The organism is Kocuria sp. TGY1127_2, assembly GCF_013394385.1.
Taxonomy (GTDB): Bacteria; Actinomycetota; Actinomycetes; order Actinomycetales; family Micrococcaceae; genus Rothia.
This window is the reverse complement of the sequence record NZ_AP022834.1, coordinates 1-18,043: the sequence shown is the minus strand read 5'-3', so window position 1 is coordinate 18,043 and position 18,043 is coordinate 1. Positions and strand designations below refer to the sequence as shown.

The following is an 18,043-nucleotide window of genomic DNA, read 5'->3' as shown; positions in this document are numbered from 1 at the left end:
GGGGACACTTCACCCTCTATTACATATCCTGAGAGTGGACTAAAACTGACTCGGTAAAACAGCCCGTCTCTCGACGGGTGGCGCTGGCAGAGATTCTGTCTGCGCACCGGATCCACGAGGAGGTAACCCATGGGATGCCAGAAGAAGGCTGAAAAGAAGGCTCAGAAGGCTGCGAAGCAGGCCAGGAAAACGGCCAATGCCCGCTACGCCGAGGGCGTCGACAAGGTCAACGACCTCACCAACAAGCTCCAGCAACGTGCCGACCAGGCCAACGACTGGGCACAGAAGGAGGTCGCGCCTCGTATCCAGGAGCAAATCGATCGTGCGACTCCCGCGGTGGAGAACGCCGTCTCCAATGCCCGCGAGCGCGCCGGAGAGGCTGCCACGGCACTGGCGGGCAAGCTGAACAGCACCGAAGCTCACCCGCAGGTCGAGGCCCTCGCCGCCAAGGTCACGGGTAACAAGAAGTCTCTGAAGAAGGCTCAGAAGGCCGCTGCGAAGCGAGCCGAAGAGTTCGCCAAGCAGCAGAAGAAGGCCAACAAGAAGTCCCACAAGGGTCTCGTGTTCTTCGGTCTGCTCGCTGCGGGAGCGACTGCCGGCGTTGCCGCGTGGCGTGCTTCCCGTCCGGTTGAGGATCCTTGGAAGACACCCGCGGATGCCAACCAGAAGCCCTCCGAGAGCAAGGGCGGCGACCAGTCCTCTTCAACGGCCAAGGCTGACCCGTCCGAGCAGAAAGTCACCAAACCTGCTTCGTCGGCTGCCCCCTCCAACCAGGAGGTCAAGTCGTTGAACGATCCCAAGAACACCAGCCATCCGGGCCCCGGTGCCCCGATGGACAAGCCCGCCACGTCGGTCCAGGGGACCCCGGCAGCGGACAAGGACAAGGAATCCGACGCCAAGAGCGCTGATGATTCCCAGTCCTCGATCCCGCGTCCCGGCGATGCGCCTCAGAACACCGAGGCGGAGAAGCGTGCCGGCAAGCACCAGGCACCCAAGTCCGACCAGGGCGACAAATAAAATCGGAGTCCAGGTTCGCCTGAACTTTTAGACAACGACGCCGCCGCGCTCAACCAGCGTGGCGGCGTCGTTTTTTGTGACCAAGTGGCTTGGCGGAACTCGGATGTGCTCTCGAGGTCAGAGGTCCCATCCGCCGTGGCGCAGGTGTTCTTCCACCCGGGCAACATCTTCCGGCAACGGCATCTCGTCGGTTATTTTGGTGATTTCGACGCCGATGTCGACGCTTCCGGCAGGCATAACGCCTTCAGCGATGAGCTGCCGACAGATCTCGAGGACTTCTTCGTCTCCCAGCCGCCGCCGTAATACGGCGACGAGGGGAATGTAGTCCTGGCTGGGCAGACCGTCCGGGTAACCGGCGCGGAGCCATCTGATCACGGAGGCAGCGATATTTCGCATGTCGCCCCCTTTCCTAGAGCTCCGTGGCGGGCCCTATTTTTTGGCGAGACCCAAGAAATTGAATCCGGTTAGGTGAAACAGAAAATCTTTGGCGATCCAGAGAATCCCCATGGCGATGGCCGCGAGGATGATGGCGAAGACGATTCCTCCGAGAAGCCGCATCGCTGTGGAAGGAGGCCGCACCTGGATGACGCTTCCGTCTTCCTGATGCTGAGTCTGACCGGCGGAGAGGCGCATTCCGACCGCAAACAGAGCGGGAAGGCCTGCCCCGAGGATCAACCCGGCGATCGTCACGGGGACAAGGTTTGAGATGAGTTGTAGAAAGTTCATGCTCAGACTCCGTGGTTACTTGTGAGAGAAGTGCTTGCGGGCACCACCGCGTGACTCGTGACCAATCATCTCGCCCACTTTGACATGAACCATGGTCCCGGTCAGGGTGCTCTCCGAGTTGATGGCTTCCGTTGCCGCTCCGTCGGCAGCCGGCGTCTCCCCCTGCCATTCGTCGTTGACGTTGTCGTGGGTTACGGGCGACTGACGGGACCGGTGCCACATGTATCCGGACAGGCCAAGGAGCAATGCGAAAATCACGAGCGCGCCCACGAGGTCGTTCGTCATCATCGCCACCATGTGACCGAGGAACCAGGTGACGGCTCCGACGATCGCCGCCGCGGGGATCGTGATAATCCACGCGACGACCATTCGTCCGGCTACTGACCAACGAACTTCGGCACCTTTCCGCCCGAGGCCGGTTCCCAGAATCGAACCGGTCGCCACGTGGGTTGTGGACAAGGCCATACCGAAGTGGGAGGACGTCAGAATGATGGCTGCGGAAGCGCCTTCGGCAGCCATGCCCTGAGGCGAATCGATTTCAACCAAACCTTTGCCCAAAGTCCGGATGATCCGCCAGCCACCCAGGTAAGTTCCCAGGGCAATGGCTGCGGCGCACGTCAGTTTGACCCAGAAGGGAATGTCGGCGTTCGGATCGATGGCCGAGGAAGCCACCAACGCCAGGAAGATCACGCCCATCGTTTTCTGGGCATCATTGGTTCCGTGGGCGAGGGAGACCAGCGACGCTGTTCCCACCTGTCCCCACCGGAAACCACGCTCTTTTTGTTCGTCTCCCACGCTGCGGGTCAGACGGTAGATCAAGGCGGTGCCCACCGTAGAAATAATGCCAGCGACAAGGGGGGCCGCAACGGCCGGGACGATGACTTTCGCGACGATGCTGGTCCACAGGACACCGCTGAGGCCAAGACCAGCGATGGTCGCGCCGATCAGACCACCGAAGAGCGCATGGGATGAGCTGGACGGCAACCCCAAAAGCCAGGTTAAAAGGTTCCAGGTGATACCACCGACGAGCCCCGTGAACACAATGATCATCAGGTCACTGCCGGAGGTCAGTTCGAGGTTCACGACCTCTTTGCCCACCGTTTTGGCGACCTCGATGGATAGGAAAGCACCTACGAGATTCAGAATCGCAGAGAGAGCGACCGCAACCTTCGGCTTGAGAGCGCCCGTCGCGATCGACGTGGCCATGGCGTTGCCGGTGTCGTGGAAGCCATTCGTGAAGTCAAAGACCAATGCCGTGACGATGACAATTGCGAGGATGATGAGTTCAGGTGCCACATAAGAATTATGCCGACGCGTATCTGAAGTCCCGGAGGTGAATACGTGAACAGAAGGTTAACATCGCGGCCGAAAGCTGTGAGATTAACTATGGTGCTGGGTAGGCTGGACAGCTGACGTTTTCTGCTTCAGACTGCGTCCTGCACGTCTTGAATCGTACGACGACGTCGATCCGCGGATACCGGTGACATGTCAGCCCAACGAGTGCTGGTACTTGCCCGGAGTCTGACCCACCAGCGAGTCAAAAGCGTCGATGAACGCGCTCGGATTGGACCATCCGCAGGCCGTCGCCGTGTCCACGACCGAGACCCCTTCCGTCAGCATCAGAAGAGATCTGTGGATCCGCAACTGAGTGCGCCACTGCCGAAAACTCATGCCGGTTTCCCGTTGGAACAAGCGACTCAGGGTTCTTTCGCTCGCGCCCACTCGTCGCCCCAGACTCGCCAAGGCGGCGGGGCTTGCCAGGTCGCGCTCGACGAGGTGGGTCACCGCCAGCAGGCGATCGTCATGCGGTTCGGGAAGGTGAAGGGGCTGTTCGGGTGCGGCACTGACATCATCGATGATTATTCGCCTCAGCCGATCCCGGCTCTCGGTCGATCGCGTGAAAGGTTCCGTCAGTGCAAGAACGGCCTCCCTGGCCAGTGCGGTCAGGGCCAATACCGCCGGTCGTTCGGGAAGAAGGCCGGCCAACTCCGGGGACATGAAAACGATCCTCATGTCGGTAGCCCCGTGTGCGCGGTGCTGATGAGTGAAACCTGCGGGGATCCATACCGCCCGATTCGGTGGTGCGATCCAGGAGCCGTCTTCGGTGACCATCGATAGGACTCCAGTCGAAGGGTAGACGATGTGTCCCCTTCCGTGGACGTGAGCCGGGGTGTGCTCGTCGTGGCCCAGGAGATGGATCTGCTCAGGGCTGAGCATCGTATGGCGGGATTCAGGCATCAGGCGTCAGTTTATCGGTTGCCTGCCGAGGTGCACGAGCGTGGAATGGGTTGAAGCTGCATCACTGCGATGTCTCCGACCGTTGAGCCGGAGTCGTCCATGGAGCTGCCCATGAGCACCTCGCCCGAAAGGAACCTATGTCAGTCAGTACTCACCAGGCGGAGGACACCGCTGAGTCCCCGATCCCCGGCGGAGAACCACCGAATTCTTGGGAAGTGGAAGATCCGCCCGAGTCCGCCCGAGGCGCGTGGAGTCTGGTTGTCCTCGGGGTCGGTTTGATTCTCATCGGGTTGAATCTCCGTATCGGAGTCGCCTCGATCGGTCCGGTGCTTGGGGAGATCCGGTCCTCTCTGGGCTTGTCCGCGACGTCGGCGAGTTTACTGACGACGATCCCCGTGTTTGCGTTCGGTGTGTTCGCTTTCCTGACGCCGAGCCTGACACGACGCTTGGGAATGCATCGATTGCTCGGTGTCACGATGATTGCGTTGGCTTTGGGGATTGCGCTGCGCCTGCACCCAAGTTTGGTCAGCCTCTTCCTCGGCACCACGATCATCGGAGCCGCCATCGCAATCGGAAACGTCGCGATGCCACCGGCTATCAAACAGGATTTCTCCCATCGCGCTGGCCTCATGATGGGCCTGTACTCGACGGCTCTGTTCGTCGGGGCTGCAGTGGCTTCGGGCCTCACCGTGCCGATGTTGCCTCTCACAGGCGGTAATTGGCGCCTGGCCTTGGCCCTGTGGGCCGTCCCGGCGCTTCTCGCGGCCCTGATCTGGATTCCTCAGATGCTTCGTTCGCCGGGGCACATGAAGCAGGGCCACGACGTCGCAGATGCCCCTTCCGAACACGGGGAACCAAAGTTCCGGTCAATCCTCACGAGCCCTGTTGCCATCGCGGTCACGGCGCTCATGGGCCTCCAGAGCGTCAGCTACTACACAACCCTCACCTGGGTCCCGACGATGTTTCAGGATGCAGGCATGAATGCCGGATCGGCCGGATGGATGTTGTCTTATTCCGCGTTCCCGGGCATCGTTGCATCTCTGGTGACACCGACGATCGCAAAACGTATACGCCCCAGCTGGTTGCCTGTGGCGGTCGCCGTGTTCCTGACTGGTAGCGCGTATCTCGGAATCGGTCTGGCACCGCTGTCCAGCCCTTACGTTTGGATGACATTGCTCGGGTTGGGCCAAGGTGCTTCCATCAGCTTGTCGCTGACGTACATCGTGTGGCGATCACCGGATACTCACCACACGGGGCATCTTTCGACGATGTCGCAAGGCTTCGGCTACCTCCTGGCGGGCCTGGGGCCGCTGGGAATCGGCGCGGTGCATTCCCTGACCGGAACGTGGACCGTTCCGTTGATTGTTCTGGGCCTGCTCTTGATCGCCCAGTTGTTAGCTGGTGCGATGGCCAGCCGGCCGGTCCACATCGGCCGGTATTAGACCGTCTGCGGTTTACTGCGCAACGTCGGTGCGTGGTTGCTGTTCCGGAGGTTGGCGTTGCGCCTGAGGCCGGAACAGCAACCAGGTCCGCTGCTCCGCCGCGGCGTTGAGACAAAAATGAGGACCCGGCTCAATGCCGGGTCCTCATTCATTCGGTGGAGGCGAGGGGACTCGAACCCCTAACCCTCTGCTTGCAAAGCAGATGCGCTACCAATTGCGCCACGCCCCCGCAGGTCAGTCAACCTTGTCGGTGGAAGTACTCCACGTTCTCTTGGTTTCCTGAGAATCCTTCACACGTTTGGTTACCACGAAAGCTACCGTACCAGCCGCGAGGGCTGCCAGGATCTTCCTCATGGGAACCTCCTCCTTGGAAAGGATTCTGTGGGCGTACCAGGAATTGAACCTGGGACCTCTTCGTTATCAGCGAAGCGCTCTAACCGTCTGAGCTATACGCCCCTTTGGCCTTGGGCCGAGATAAAACACTACATGACTACCCCGCCCGGGCCAAATTCACCTTCGGTGACCTCCCCCACAGGAGAAGACACCACGTCTGTCAGTCGTCGGTGAGGGTCACTCCGATACCGCCCACCAGTCTAGCCGCAATGTTGTACAGGAACGCCGAGATGACACCCAGGAGCGTCATGAGAACAACGTTCACGATCGAAAGGATTGTCGCATAGAGAGCCACCTGGCCCAAGGACAGGTAATCCGTGATCGATACCGCATTGCCCTGACTGGAAAGCATCGATAGGACCGAGTCCACTCCACCGAAGATACCGGTGATGTCGAATACCAGCCACAGAATCACGGTTGCCACCACGACGACGATGCCTACGGCAACGGAGAGAAGAAAAACCAGCTTGGCAATCGACCAAAGATCCACTTTGGCCACTGTCAAGTGGGCACGGCGGACTTTGGAACGCGGCGCTGGCCGAACCAAAGGCCGACCTCCCGAAGACGCCGGTCGTTTCTTTCCGTTGGCGGGTCCGTTGGATGGTGCAGACTTGGTCGCTGTCACCGAGTCACCACGATTGGAGTTGGCGGCTGGCTTGCGGCGATTATCCGCGGGCTTTCGCGCAGAGGAGCTGGCGGACGTGGAGGGTCTTCCTGCCGCGTTACCAGGGTTATTGGTGCTCACTCACTACCTCCGTGTGATGAAGATTCCGACTCGGCCGGGGTATCAGTCTGTTCACTACCGTTGTCCAACGGTACTTCATTTTCGGCGTCGAGCACCTCAACCGTTCCGTCTTCGGCGATCTCTTGGCCCTCGTCAATACCCTTGTCCTGGTTTCGAGCGATGGAAAGAATCCTGTCGTTCTTGCCGGGCTTGGCAAATATTACGCCCATCGTGTCACGACCCTTTGCGGGCACCTCCGACACGAGCGACCGAGCTACCTTGCCCGACTGCATGACTACCAGGACTTCGTCGTCGGCACCAACGATCAGGCCTCCGACCAGGTCGCCACGGTCCTCGACGAGTTTGGCAACCTTGATACCGAGTCCACCACGCCCTTGGACGCGGTATTCCTCGACCTTGGTCCGTTTGGCGTAGCCGCCCTCGGTGACCACGAACACGTACGAATCATCGCTCACGACATTTGCAGCGAGGAGCTCATCACCGTCCCGGAACTTCATGCCGGTCACACCGCTCGTCGCGCGGCCCATGGGGCGAAGCGCTTCGTCGGTCGCGGTGAAACGCAGGGACTGGCCCTTGCGCGAGATGAGCATGAGGTCGTCGTCGGAATGCGCGAGCTGAGCCGAAATCAGCTCGTCCTCGTCCCGCAGATTGATCGCGATGACGCCGGCGGTACGGTTGGTGTCGTAATCGCTCAGACGAGATTTCTTGACCAAGCCGTGTTTTGTCGCCAAGACCAGGTATGGCGCGTCCTCGTACGTCCGGAGAGCCATCACACGGGCGATCGTCTCTCCTGGCTGGAAGGCCAGAAGGTTGGCCACGTGCTGACCCTTGGCGTCGCGACCCGCTTCGATGAGTTCATAGGCCTTCGTGCGGTACACGCGACCGAAGTTCGTGAAGAACAGAATCCAGTTGTGCGTCGTGGTGACGACGAGGTGTTCAACGACGTCGTCGCCGCGCAACTGCGCCCCCCGGATGCCCTTACCGCCGCGATGCTGCGAACGGTATTGGTCGATCCTGGTCCGCTTGACGTAACCACCCCGGGTAATCGTGACGACCATGTCTTCTTCGGGAATGAGATCCTCGATCGACATGTCTCCGTCGTAGCCCATCAGGATCTGGGTCCGTCGGTCATCGCCGTAACGGTTAACAACGTCCCGCATTTCCTCCGAGATCAAGTCGCGCTGACGCTGCTCGGAAGCGATGATTTCCTTGTATCCCTCGATCAGACGCATGAGCTCGTCGTGACGGTCCTGGATTTTTTTGCGTTCCAGGGCCGCGAGACGACGCAACTGCATGTTCAGAATCGCCTGCGCCTGCGCCTCGTCGATGTCCAGGTACTCCATGAGTCCCGTGCGGGCATCATCGGCCGTCGAGGAGTTGCGGATCAGCTGAATGACTTCGTCCAGGGCGTCCAAGGCCTTGAGGAGGCCGCGGAGGATGTGCGCCTCTTCTTCCGCCTGGCGCAGTCGGAACTGCGTGCGGCGGACGATGACGTCCATCTGGTGCTGTACCCAGTGGCGGATGAATGCGTCCAGCGACAGCGTGCGCGGAACGCCGTCGACGATCGCGAGCATGTTCGCCGAGAAATTCTCCTGCAGCTGGGTGTGCTTGTACAGGTTATTGAGAACAACCTTGGCCACGGCGTCACGCTTGAGCACGATGACGAGGCGTTGACCCGTGCGACCGGAGGTTTCATCCCGCAGATCCGCAATTCCGCTGATCTTGCCGTCGCGGATCAGGTCGGCGATCTTGATGGCGAGGTTGTCGGGATTGGCCTGGTAAGGCAATTCCGTGACCACGAGGCAAGTACGCCCGTGAAGCTCCTCGACATTGACGACGGCCCGCATGGTGATCGATCCACGGCCCGTCCGGTAGGCCTCTTCGATCCCCTTGTGCCCGAGGATCTGCGCGCCCGTCGGGAAGTCCGGCCCCTTGACACGCGCAATCAGGGCATTGAGCAGCTCTTCGTCGGATGCCTCGGGATTCTCGAGGTACCACTGAACGCCTTCCGCTACCTCTCGGAGGTTATGCGGTGGGATGTTGGTTGCCATACCAACGGCGATACCGGAGGAACCATTGACCAGGAGGTTGGGGAATCGAGCCGGAAGGACGACCGGTTCTTGATTCTTTCCGTCGTAGTTGTCCTGGAAATCGACGGTGTTCTCTTGGATGTCCCGCACCATTTCCATGGCGAGCGGTGCCATCTTGCACTCGGTGTAACGAGGCGCTGCGGCGCCGTCGTTACCGGGGGAGCCGAAGTTCCCCTGTCCCAGCGCAAGCGGGTAACGCATGATCCAGTTCTGGATCAGACGTACGAGAGTGTCGTAGATCGCGGAGTCGCCGTGCGGGTGGTACTGCCCCATGACTTCACCGACGACGCGGGCACATTTGTTGAAAGAACGATCAGGCCGGTACCCACCGTCGTACATCGCGTAGATGACGCGTCGGTGAACCGGCTTGAGGCCGTCGCGGACGTCAGGCAGTGCACGACCGACGATGACGGCCATGGCGTAATCGAGGTAAGACCGTTGCATCTCGGTCTGGAGGTCGATGTGCTCGATGCGATCCGCGATTTTGGGGGTCGCCTCCGCGTCGCTGTCTACGATCTCACCCTCGATGGGTTCGCCCTCTTGAGGATTCTGATTCGAACCGTTGTCTTCGGTACTCATGTTTCTTGTGTTCCGTCCTGATGAAAGTCTTCAGTCGCTCGATACCGGGCCTTTGATCCGCAATATTCCCTAGTTGAAATATTTGGATTCGGTCAGATATCGAGGAACCGGATGTCCTTGGCGTTCTTCTGAATGAATTCGCGGCGGGACTCGACATCCTCGCCCATGAGCACCGAGAAGACCTGATCGGCCGCGGCGGCGTCGTCCATGGTCACCTGCAACAGAGTCCGGTGTTCGGGATCCATGGTCGTGTCCCAGAGCTCGGTGTAATCCATCTCGCCCAGACCCTTGTAGCGCTGAATGCCGTTGTCCTTGGGCAGTCGCTGATTGTTCGCCAATCCGCGGGCCACAACCTCGTCACGTTCCGCATCCGAGAAGACGTAGTCATCGGGGGCGTTCGACCATTTGATCCGGTACAGCGGAGGCTGCGCAAGGTAAACGTAACCGGCCTCAATCAGCGGGCGCATGAAGCGGAACAACAGCGTCAGTAGAAGTGTGGTGATGTGCTGGCCGTCGACGTCGGCGTCGGCCATGAGGACGATCTTGTGGTACCGAGCCTTCTCGATCTTGAATTCCTCTCCGATGCCCGCGCCGAATGCGGTGATCATCGACTGGACCTCGGCGTTGGACAGTGCCCGGTCCAGGCGCGCGCGCTCGACGTTGAGGATTTTTCCTCGCAACGGAAGAATCGCCTGACGCTCGGGGTCACGCCCCTGAACGGCGGAACCACCCGCGGAGTCACCCTCTACGAGGTAGATTTCTGAGATCTCCGGGTTCTTGGACGAGCAATCCTTGAGCTTTCCCGGCATTCCGCCGGATTCCAGCAGGCCTTTGCGGCGAGTGGTCTCGCGCGCCTTACGAGCGGCCATGCGAGCCTGAGCGGCGGTGATGGACCGACGGACGATGTCCTTCGCTTCATTGGGATTGCGCTCCAGCCAGTCCCCCATTTGGTCCCATACCTCGCGCTGAACGAAGGTCTTGACCTCCGAGTTGCCGAGTTTGGTCTTGGTCTGGCCCTCGAACTGAGGCTCGGCGATCTTGACCGATATCACCGCGGTCAATCCCTCGCGGACATCTTCTCCGGTGAGGTTCTCATCCTTCTCACGGAGGAGTTTGTTGTCTCGCGCGTACCGATTGATCAGAGAGGTCAGTGCCGTACGGAAGCCCTCTTCGTGGGTTCCGCCCTCATGAGTATTGATCGTGTTGGCGTAAGTATGGACCGATTCCTTATAGGACTCGGTCCACTGCATCGCCAATTCGAGCGAGAGCTTTTTCTCGCTGTCCTCAACTTCCAGGGAGATGACGTCCTCGTGGATCACGTTGGTGTGCTGGCTGGCGTTCAGGAATTTGACGTAGTCGAGGAGGCCATCGTCGTACTGGTATACGACGACGCGATACCCCTCGGCCGTGGTGCCCTCTTGATTGATCTTGGGCTCGGCAGATTTTTTTTCCTCGGCGACCTCGTTTTCGAAGTTAGCGGCCTCTCGCTCATCCGTCAGGGTGATGCGGAGCCCCTTGTTGAGGAAAGCCATCTGCTGGAAACGCGCCCGAAGGGTCTCGTAATCGAATTCAACGGATTCGAAGATTTCCGGGTCAGGGTAGAAGACCTGTTGCGTACCGGTCTCGGTGGTTTCTTCCCCGCGGGTCAGAGGCTCATCGATGATGCCACCGTCATGGAAACTCGTGGTCCAGACGTAGCCTTGGTTTCGCACCGTGGTAACCACTCGAGTGGAAAGCGCGTTGACCACGGAAATGCCGACGCCGTGCAGACCGCCCGAAACGGCGTAGCCGCCACCACCGAATTTGCCGCCGGCGTGGAGAACCGTCATCACGACCTCGACGGTCGGCTTGCCCTCCGTGGGGTGCATGTCCACGGGGATTCCGCGCCCGTTGTCCACGACCTTGACGCCGCCGTCGGCCAACAAAGTGATCTCGATATGATCGCAATACCCGGCGAGCGCCTCATCGACGGAGTTGTCTACGACTTCATATACAAGGTGGTGCAATCCGCGTTCACCGGTGGAACCGATGTACATGCCGGGACGTTTGCGCACCGCTTCCAGGCCTTTGAGGACCGTAATGTCGCTCGCGCCATATTCGTGCTTTTCTTCGGCTGCCACTTTGAGGTTTCAGCTCCTAGTTTCCAGGCGCCTCGAAGGGCCCGGTCCGGGGATGGCGGGCCGGTGCGCGAAGTCGATAACATAGTGATGTAATCGGGACGCTGCGCTGGCCACCTTTTTGATCTACTGAACATTCTACCGGACTTCGCCCTTCACAGGGCCCATATCGCTCAGCTCAGAGCATGCTCCGAGAAGGGCTATGGCTTTCACAGGCCCGCGATGGGCCTTTGGCGCGGTTTGCCCCTCGCGCATGTGGGTCCACACTCTCGGAAGGCTGGACCCAAGAGAGGCCGATTGAGGCGGTTGATCCGGCCGGGCACGGCTGATTCCTGGACTCCGCCCCTCCCATCAGGATGTTTGCAGGGTTAAAGTGGCCATCAAGGACGAAGAAAGGCTCGATATGACCGACCAAGAATTGCCTGACCTTGTGGAATGGCTCGAGATGGTTGCCGACGAGCTCGATTTGCCGCGCGACGTCGTGGTTCCGGGACCGATTCTCAAGATGACCAAGGACGTGGCTCACGGAATCGTTCGACCGGGCGCACCCACGAGCTCGTACCTTGTGGGGGTGGCTCTCGGGTTGCGTTTGGCTGCTCAATCCAACTCCGCCGAGGCCGCCGTTCCGGCAGAAGAGCAACTCATAGAATTGTCCGAGCAGATCAGAGAGCTCGTCGCCCGGACCCAGCGCCAAGCTGGGATCGATCCGGATGCAGGTGAATAGAGTTTCATGAGTCGTAGTGAATCCCGCACCAGGGTCATTCGAGTGGATCAAGACGGCCGCAGAGAAGCGCGTGCCGATATGGTCGCTGCCGAAGAGCCGCTCGAGATCCGCGTCAACGGGCGTCGCCTCGCGGTGACCATGCGTACCCCGACCGAAGATTTCTCCCTCGCCGCGGGTTTTCTGCTGAGCGAAGGTGTGATTACCGACGGCGAGCAGGTCTCGTCGATCAGGTACTGCCGCAAGGACTTCGGCCCGGGTGCCGAAGACGGGGACAACACCGTCGACGTCGTCCTCCAACCTTGGGTCTTGCCCCCTTTCCATTACCAGGAACGCAACGTCGTGATGTCGAGCGCGTGTGGAATGTGCGGTAGAACGAGCATCGATCAGGTGCATCAGAAATCCTTGTTCCCGGTTGACGAGGATCCTCTGCGCTTGTCCGAGGAATTCGTGCTCGAAATGCCGGAAATCCTGCGGGCCAAACAAAAAGTCTTCGACCGCACGGGCGGCCTGCACGCCGCTGGCCTTTTCAACGGTGAGACCGGGGAATTGGTCGCTATTCGAGAGGACGTAGGACGCCACAACGCCGTCGACAAAGTCTTGGGCTGGGCTCTCCTGCATGGGAAACTTCCGCTCAGTCAGCACGTTCTGATGGTTTCGGGAAGAGCCAGCTTCGAGCTGACTCAGAAAGCGGCCATGGCAGGCATACCGATGTTGGCTTCGGTTTCTGCGCCGTCCTCTCTGGCCGTTGACCTCGCCAAGGATGCGGGCATGACCTTGGCCGGTTTCGTCCGGGGCAATCGGTTTGTGCTGTACAGCGGGGATCACCGGGTCCTGCCCGTCTCGGAGCTCGCCTACCCGTAGGTATCTCGTGGCCCTCGGCCGCCAGGGGCCACTCGCCGTCCTTTGCGCCATGTGGGAACGTTCGGGCCGAAAACGCTGATCTTCGTCACGATTCCGGGGCCCAATTCTGATTCAAAGGTATGCATCAGTTGCGGCGTCATGGTGCGCAGAATAGTGGCATAGTTCGTCGAGTCGCACCGAATCACGACCTCCGAGTTCTCATAGTTCTCAGGTGTCGAATGGGCCGCGATGGAAGGCCCCACAATGTCCGACCATCTGGCGAGAACACTGCTGACCGCGACCGGTTCTTTCCATCCACGTGAAGCGATCATGTGGTTGATCACCGACCCCAGACCCTGCGGATCGCGCGAGGATTTCCCGGGACCCGTATATCCTCCCAGCGTCCGGGGGTCCCAGCCTTCTTCGCGCCACCGCCTCTTGGTGGACTGCCCTGGTTCGGCAGAGACGATCTCACCAAAATCGCGTATAACCTTCTTCGCGGCATTACCCGTGAGTCGGCCTTCACCCCGTTCTTTGGCTGCGGTGCGCAGTCGTTGCAATAGCGACGCCGGAGCGTCGATTTGGTTCTGTTCAAGGGACCGACGGGTGGCCTCCTCCGGAACATCGTCCGAACGGGAAGGTGTCATTCTTCGGGGTCACCGCCTTGAGACACGTCCTCCTCGACATGCACGTCTTCGGCAACGACCGCCTGACCAGGGCTGACCCTGACAATACGGCGAGCGGCATCGAGCTCTTTCGGGAGGTCTTGTTCGACAGCGCAGGTCACGAGCACTTGTTCGGCGCCGGATACGATCTTCGCGAGTCGGGCACGACGTGTGGCGTCGAGTTCAGCAAAGACGTCGTCCAGGATCAGAATGGGGCATGCAGATGGATCGTCATGATCCGCTTGATGCATGTACCAGGAGCCAAGCCGCAAGGCCAGAGCGTAGGACCATGTCTCCCCGTGGGAAGCATATCCTCGCGCAGGAATATTTCCGAGCATGAGCGTGATTTCATCGCGATGCGGACCGACAAGGCTCATCCCGCGTTCGATTTCCTCCGGGGCTCGCTCCTCGAGCGCGGATTCGATCATTGCGCCTAATTCAAGCAACGGGATTCGTGCCAAAGACACGATGTCAGACCCGTCCCGGGGGCCTAGAGACGAAGATTCGTAGACGAAACCGAGGTTCTTGCCGCCGTCCGTGAGCTGCTCGTACGCCCGGTCGGCTTGGGGTAACAGTCCCGCAAGGACTTGGAAGCGTGCCTGCATGATGCGTGCCCCGAGATTGACGAGCTGGCCGTTCCATACATCGAGCGTTGCCTGCTCGTCCTCGCCCAAAGCCCTGCCCGGCCCTCGTTTGCGGAGGGACTTGAGAAGGGCATTTCTTTGACGAAGAACTTTTTCGTAGTCGGCACGGTATCCGCCCAGAACTGGGCGAAGTGAAACGGCAAGATCATCGACAAAACGACGACGACCGGCAGGTTCTGCCTTGATGAGTCCAAGGTCTTCCGGAGAGAACAGAACCGTCTGGCAAATCCCGAGGGCTTCTCGGACGCGAACCGGAGCTGCGCGGTTGATACGAACCCGGTTGGCTTTGCCCGGGGTGATCTCGAGTTCCATGACTGTCTGCTGATGGCCCCGGATCACTCGGGAACGGATGTAGGACCGGTCGGCTCCGACCCTGATGAGCGGAGAATCGTTGCTGACACGGTGCGAGGCCAAATTTGCGCTGTAATCGACAGCCTCGACGATGTTGGTTTTTCCCACACCGTTGGGACCGACCATGACAGTCAGTCCGGTAGTCAATGGCAGATCCAAGAACCCGTAGGTTCTGAAGTCCATGAGCGAGAGGTGATCTATATACACCTCGCGGCTCCTTTATTGGTTCGGTAGGCGCACGGGCATCAACAGGTAGCGGTAGTCCTTACCGTCTTCACCCTCGGGGTCCTCTTGAGCGGACAAAACGGCCGGTTTGGGCGGCGTCGTAAAGGAAAATCGCACGTACTCGCTTCCGAATGCGTGCAGGCCTTCACTCAAGTAGACCGGGTTGAAAGCAACTGTGATGTCGTCGCCGTCGAGTCGGGCATCGAGTATTTCATTGGCTTGGGCGTCTTCTCCCGTACCCGCATCCAACGCAAGCTGACCCTGTGAAAAGGCAAGACGAACGGGTGTGTTTCGTTCGGCCACCAAAGACACGCGACGAACTGCTTCCACCAATTCCGAGGTCTTGACGACGGCATGAATCGGCGTCTGCTCCGGGAAAAGAGAACGGATTTTGGGGTATTCGCCATCGACCAGAAGACTCGTGGTGCGGCGTCCACCCGATTCGAAGCCCACCAATTCGTGAGAATCGGACAACGCAAGGTTCATCTGGCCAGCATTGCCCAGGGTCTTGGCGACCTCGTTCAACGTTTTGGCCTTGATAAGAGCAGCCGTGGAAATCTCCGGGTCAGTGGGTTCCCACGTGAGTTCTCTCATCGCAAGGCGGTATCGATCCGTGGCCAGAAGGGTCATGGTTGAACCTTCGATTTCCACACGTACGCCCGTGAGGATCGGAAGAGTGTCGTCTTTGCTAGCTGCCACGATGGTCTGAGAAATTGCGTGTGCGAAAGCTGCGCCATCGACGGTTCCGGAGATCTCAGGAAGTGCGGGGAGATCCGGGTATTCGGAGACCGGCATGGCTGCCAGGTTGAACTTCGAGGAACGACAGCTCAGATAGACCTTGGAATCGCGGGTTTCCAACTCCACGGGTGCCGAGGGCAGTGAACGGCAGATATCCGCGAGCAGACGACCAGAAACAAGCGTTTCGCCTTCTTCAATGACTTCGGCTGCAATGTTCAGTTTGGCCGAGGTCTCGTAATCGAAGCTCGCGATGGAGACCTCGTTACCCGAAGCCTTAATCAGAAGGCCTGAGAGAACCGGTACGGGCGGACGAGGCGAGAGAGAACGTGCCGTCCATGTGACGGCTTCGGCCAGTACGTCCCGGTCAACTGAGAATTTCACGTGCGCGAAGTCCCTCTCTGGAAGATGGTGGGTCTTTGTATAGAGCCTACCGGAGACGGAGTCTCCATAGGATTCTTGTAATTACGGATTTCGGTGGGCGACTCATCCGGTTCCGCCGGCAGGACTCGGAGCAGAGTTTTGTTATTTGGAATGATCTCTTTAAACGATGGGTAGTGTTAATAACCCGTGTGGATACTGTGGATAAGTGCCTTAAGCGGTGCCGGCACAGGGTTCAGGCTGTAGACAGGATGTGGGTTAAATCGATCACCCTGGTGGACGGGATGTGCAGAGATTTGAGGGCCCGCGAGCCGACTCCACAGGTTCTGCCTCTGCGTCCCCTTAAGGTCCACAGATTTTGGGGTTTATTCCACAAACTTATCCACAGGTGTTAATAAACAGCTCTTGCCGCGTGATCCCGCGGAAGTGTGGATAAAGGTCAGCCTTCGCGCTGCTGCTGTTTGATCCTGTTGGTGAGCTCGGTGACTTGGTTGAAGATCTGACGACGCTCCCCCATGAGCTTTCGAATCTTCCGATCCGCGTGCATCACGGTGGTGTGGTCACGGCCGCCGAATTCCTGTCCGATCTTGGGCAAGGACATGTCAGTCAGCTCCCGAAGCAGATACATCGCGATCTGGCGGGCCGTCACGAGAGTACGGTTACGTGATTTGCTGCGGAGCTCTTCCAAGGAAATTTCGAAATAGTTCGCGGTCTGTCCCAGGATCGCAGAAGAAGTGATTTCGGGGACGCCGTCATCGGTGATCAGATCCTTGAGCACCAACTCGGCCAGAGGCAGATCGACCCGTTGCTTGTTCAGCGACGCGAACGCCGTCACACGGATCAAAGCACCCTCGAGTTCACGGATGTTCGTGGTGATGTTGGATGCGATGTACTCCATGACGTCCCCGGGAGCATCAAGGTTTTCGTTCTGAGCCTTCTTCCGGAGGATCGCAATACGTGTCTCCAGCTCGGGAGGCTGTACGTCAGTGATCAATCCCCATTCGAAACGGGAACGCATGCGCTCTGCGAATCCGGACAGTTGCTTGGGCGGCAGATCGGAGGTGATCACGATCTGCTTCTTGTGGTTGTGCAGCGCATTGAAAGTGTGGAAGAACTCTTCCTGCGTGTGCTCTTTGCCCGCCAAGAACTGGATGTCGTCAATGAGAAGCAGATCCACGTTCCGATAGATCTGCTTGAAACTGGACCCCTCGTCATCGCGAATCGAGTTGATGAAATCGTTGGTGAATTCCTCGGAGTTCACGTACCGCACGCGGTGATTCGGGTAAAAGCGTTTGGCATAGTGACCGATTGCGTGGAGCAAGTGTGTCTTGCCCAACCCGGAGTCTCCATATATGAACAACGGGTTATACGCGCTGGCCGGGTTCTCGGCCACGGCTAGCGCCGCCGCATGAGCGAAACGGTTGGACTGCCCGATCACGAAAGTATCGAACATGTACTTGTCGTTGAGGCGTGCTGAGCTGTCCCATTCGATGTCATCCTGAGTCCGGTCATATGAGTCGCGCGGAATATTGCGTTCCTGGCGGGGAGGATCAACTCGAGGCGCCGGCAATTCGACGTCGTCCCTCTTGATACGAGGGGCGCTGGCTTCGTCCGTGTGCTGGACGTCGACGGGCGAAGTATGGGACGTGGCGTGGCCTCGTTCGGCTTCGAGCTCATTGATCGGCGGAATCGAAACGCCGGATACGGTCACTGAATTCTCGTGGTTGAGAGACGGTTCAGGCTGGGACCGGGAAGCAGGCGAGCTCGTTGTCTGGTTTTCCTGGGGTGCGGACTGTTCTGAGGGTTGGGGTTTCTGATCTTGCGTCTTCGCGGGGGCAGCCGACGTGGACTCGGAGACATCCATCTCAGGGTCGATGACGAATGCTTCGGTGATGTCCTCGCCGAAGGTCTTGGAGATGGCCTCTTTAAACGCCTGATGAATATCTGATTGGAAGATTCCGCGGGTGTATTCGTTGGGGACAGCAACGATCAACGTGGTGCCGAAGAGCCCCTGTGGCTTGGCCAGGGGAAGAAAAGCACGCAAGCGGCGGGCGATGGCGGCATTTGCCTGAAGATCCGTAATGCACGCGTCCCACTGGGACTGGATCTCGTTGTTGCCCTGAATGCTCAC

16 protein-coding genes and 2 tRNA genes are annotated in these 18,043 nt (G+C 59.3%); 4 read left to right on the top strand and 14 right to left on the bottom strand.

The window, feature by feature from the left end; genetic code table 11:
- Positions 1-129: 129 nt before the first annotated feature.
- Positions 130-1,017 carry a hypothetical protein gene (locus tag sake_RS00085; protein ID WP_129358288.1) on the top strand — a complete coding sequence of 296 codons (888 nt, stop codon included), beginning with the start codon at positions 130-132 and terminating at the stop codon, positions 1,015-1,017.
- Between the two features lie 117 nt (positions 1,018-1,134).
- Here the strand turns inward: sake_RS00085 and sake_RS00080 are convergent, their stop codons facing one another.
- The 4 genes from sake_RS00080 to sake_RS00065 form a co-directional block, all read right to left on the bottom strand.
- Positions 1,135-1,413: a DUF3349 domain-containing protein gene (locus sake_RS00080; RefSeq protein ID WP_129358287.1), complete on the bottom strand. Its 279-nt coding sequence runs from the start codon at positions 1,411-1,413 to the stop codon at positions 1,135-1,137.
- 33 nt (positions 1,414-1,446) lie between these two features.
- Complete coding sequence (locus sake_RS00075) at positions 1,447-1,743, bottom strand: hypothetical protein (protein ID WP_129358286.1); 297 nt, start codon at positions 1,741-1,743, stop codon at positions 1,447-1,449.
- Between the two features lie 15 nt (positions 1,744-1,758).
- Complete coding sequence (locus sake_RS00070; protein WP_129358285.1) at positions 1,759-3,039, bottom strand: inorganic phosphate transporter; 1,281 nt, start codon at positions 3,037-3,039, stop codon at positions 1,759-1,761.
- A gap of 192 nt (positions 3,040-3,231) precedes the next feature.
- A complete protein-coding gene (locus sake_RS00065) occupies positions 3,232-3,981 on the bottom strand; it encodes a helix-turn-helix transcriptional regulator (RefSeq protein WP_129358284.1) in 750 nt (249 codons plus the stop codon).
- Positions 3,982-4,118: 137 nt separating this feature from the next.
- Here sake_RS00065 and sake_RS00060 point away from each other — a divergent pair, with 137 nt between their 5' ends.
- Positions 4,119-5,423, top strand: coding sequence for an MFS transporter (locus tag sake_RS00060; protein ID WP_129358283.1), 1,305 nt, complete (start codon positions 4,119-4,121; stop codon positions 5,421-5,423).
- A 156-nt stretch (positions 5,424-5,579) separates the two neighbouring features.
- Here the strand turns inward: sake_RS00060 and sake_RS00055 are convergent.
- From sake_RS00055 to gyrB, 6 genes are all read right to left on the bottom strand, one after another.
- Positions 5,580-5,652, bottom strand: a tRNA-Ala gene (locus sake_RS00055).
- Positions 5,653-5,657: 5 nt separating this feature from the next.
- Positions 5,658-5,777: a DLW-39 family protein gene (locus sake_RS13355; RefSeq protein ID WP_238147494.1), complete on the bottom strand. Its 120-nt coding sequence runs from the start codon at positions 5,775-5,777 to the stop codon at positions 5,658-5,660.
- A 28-nt stretch (positions 5,778-5,805) separates the two neighbouring features.
- A tRNA-Ile gene (locus sake_RS00050) sits at positions 5,806-5,879 on the bottom strand.
- A 97-nt stretch (positions 5,880-5,976) separates the two neighbouring features.
- Positions 5,977-6,441, bottom strand: a complete 465-nt coding sequence (locus sake_RS13350; RefSeq protein ID WP_255411240.1) for a DUF3566 domain-containing protein — start codon at positions 6,439-6,441, stop codon at positions 5,977-5,979.
- 116 nt (positions 6,442-6,557) lie between these two features.
- Entirely contained in the window at positions 6,558-9,230 is a 2,673-nt protein-coding gene (gyrA, locus tag sake_RS00040; RefSeq protein ID WP_129358281.1) for a DNA gyrase subunit A, read from the bottom strand.
- A 92-nt stretch (positions 9,231-9,322) separates the two neighbouring features.
- Positions 9,323-11,350: a DNA topoisomerase (ATP-hydrolyzing) subunit B gene (gene gyrB / locus sake_RS00035; RefSeq protein WP_129358280.1), complete on the bottom strand. Its 2,028-nt coding sequence runs from the start codon at positions 11,348-11,350 to the stop codon at positions 9,323-9,325.
- Positions 11,351-11,750: 400 nt separating this feature from the next.
- On the opposite strand from gyrB, the gene sake_RS00030 reads away from it, so the two are divergent.
- On the top strand, positions 11,751-12,071 hold the full coding sequence (locus sake_RS00030; protein ID WP_178945177.1) for a DUF6457 domain-containing protein: 321 nt from the start codon (positions 11,751-11,753) through the stop codon (positions 12,069-12,071).
- 6 nt (positions 12,072-12,077) lie between these two features.
- Positions 12,078-12,932, top strand: coding sequence for a formate dehydrogenase accessory sulfurtransferase FdhD (gene fdhD, locus sake_RS00025; protein WP_129358278.1), 855 nt, complete (start codon positions 12,078-12,080; stop codon positions 12,930-12,932).
- On the opposite strand, the gene sake_RS00020 is transcribed toward fdhD, so the two are convergent.
- The 4 genes from sake_RS00020 to dnaA all read right to left on the bottom strand — a co-directional run bounded on the left by sake_RS00020 (position 12,923) and on the right by dnaA (position 18,043).
- Positions 12,923-13,558, bottom strand: a complete 636-nt coding sequence (locus sake_RS00020) for a DUF721 domain-containing protein (RefSeq protein WP_129358277.1) — start codon at positions 13,556-13,558, stop codon at positions 12,923-12,925. The genes fdhD and sake_RS00020 overlap by 10 nt on opposite strands.
- Positions 13,555-14,778 (bottom strand): DNA replication/repair protein RecF, encoded by a 1,224-nt coding sequence (gene recF, locus sake_RS00015; RefSeq protein WP_178945176.1) that lies wholly within the window; start codon positions 14,776-14,778, stop codon positions 13,555-13,557. Before recF ends, sake_RS00020 begins: the two co-directional genes overlap by 4 nt.
- A gap of 12 nt (positions 14,779-14,790) precedes the next feature.
- Positions 14,791-15,915, bottom strand: coding sequence for a DNA polymerase III subunit beta (gene dnaN / locus sake_RS00010; RefSeq protein WP_178945175.1), 1,125 nt, complete (start codon positions 15,913-15,915; stop codon positions 14,791-14,793).
- A gap of 436 nt (positions 15,916-16,351) precedes the next feature.
- A complete protein-coding gene (gene dnaA, locus sake_RS00005) occupies positions 16,352-18,043 on the bottom strand; it encodes a chromosomal replication initiator protein DnaA (protein ID WP_129358274.1) in 1,692 nt (563 codons plus the stop codon).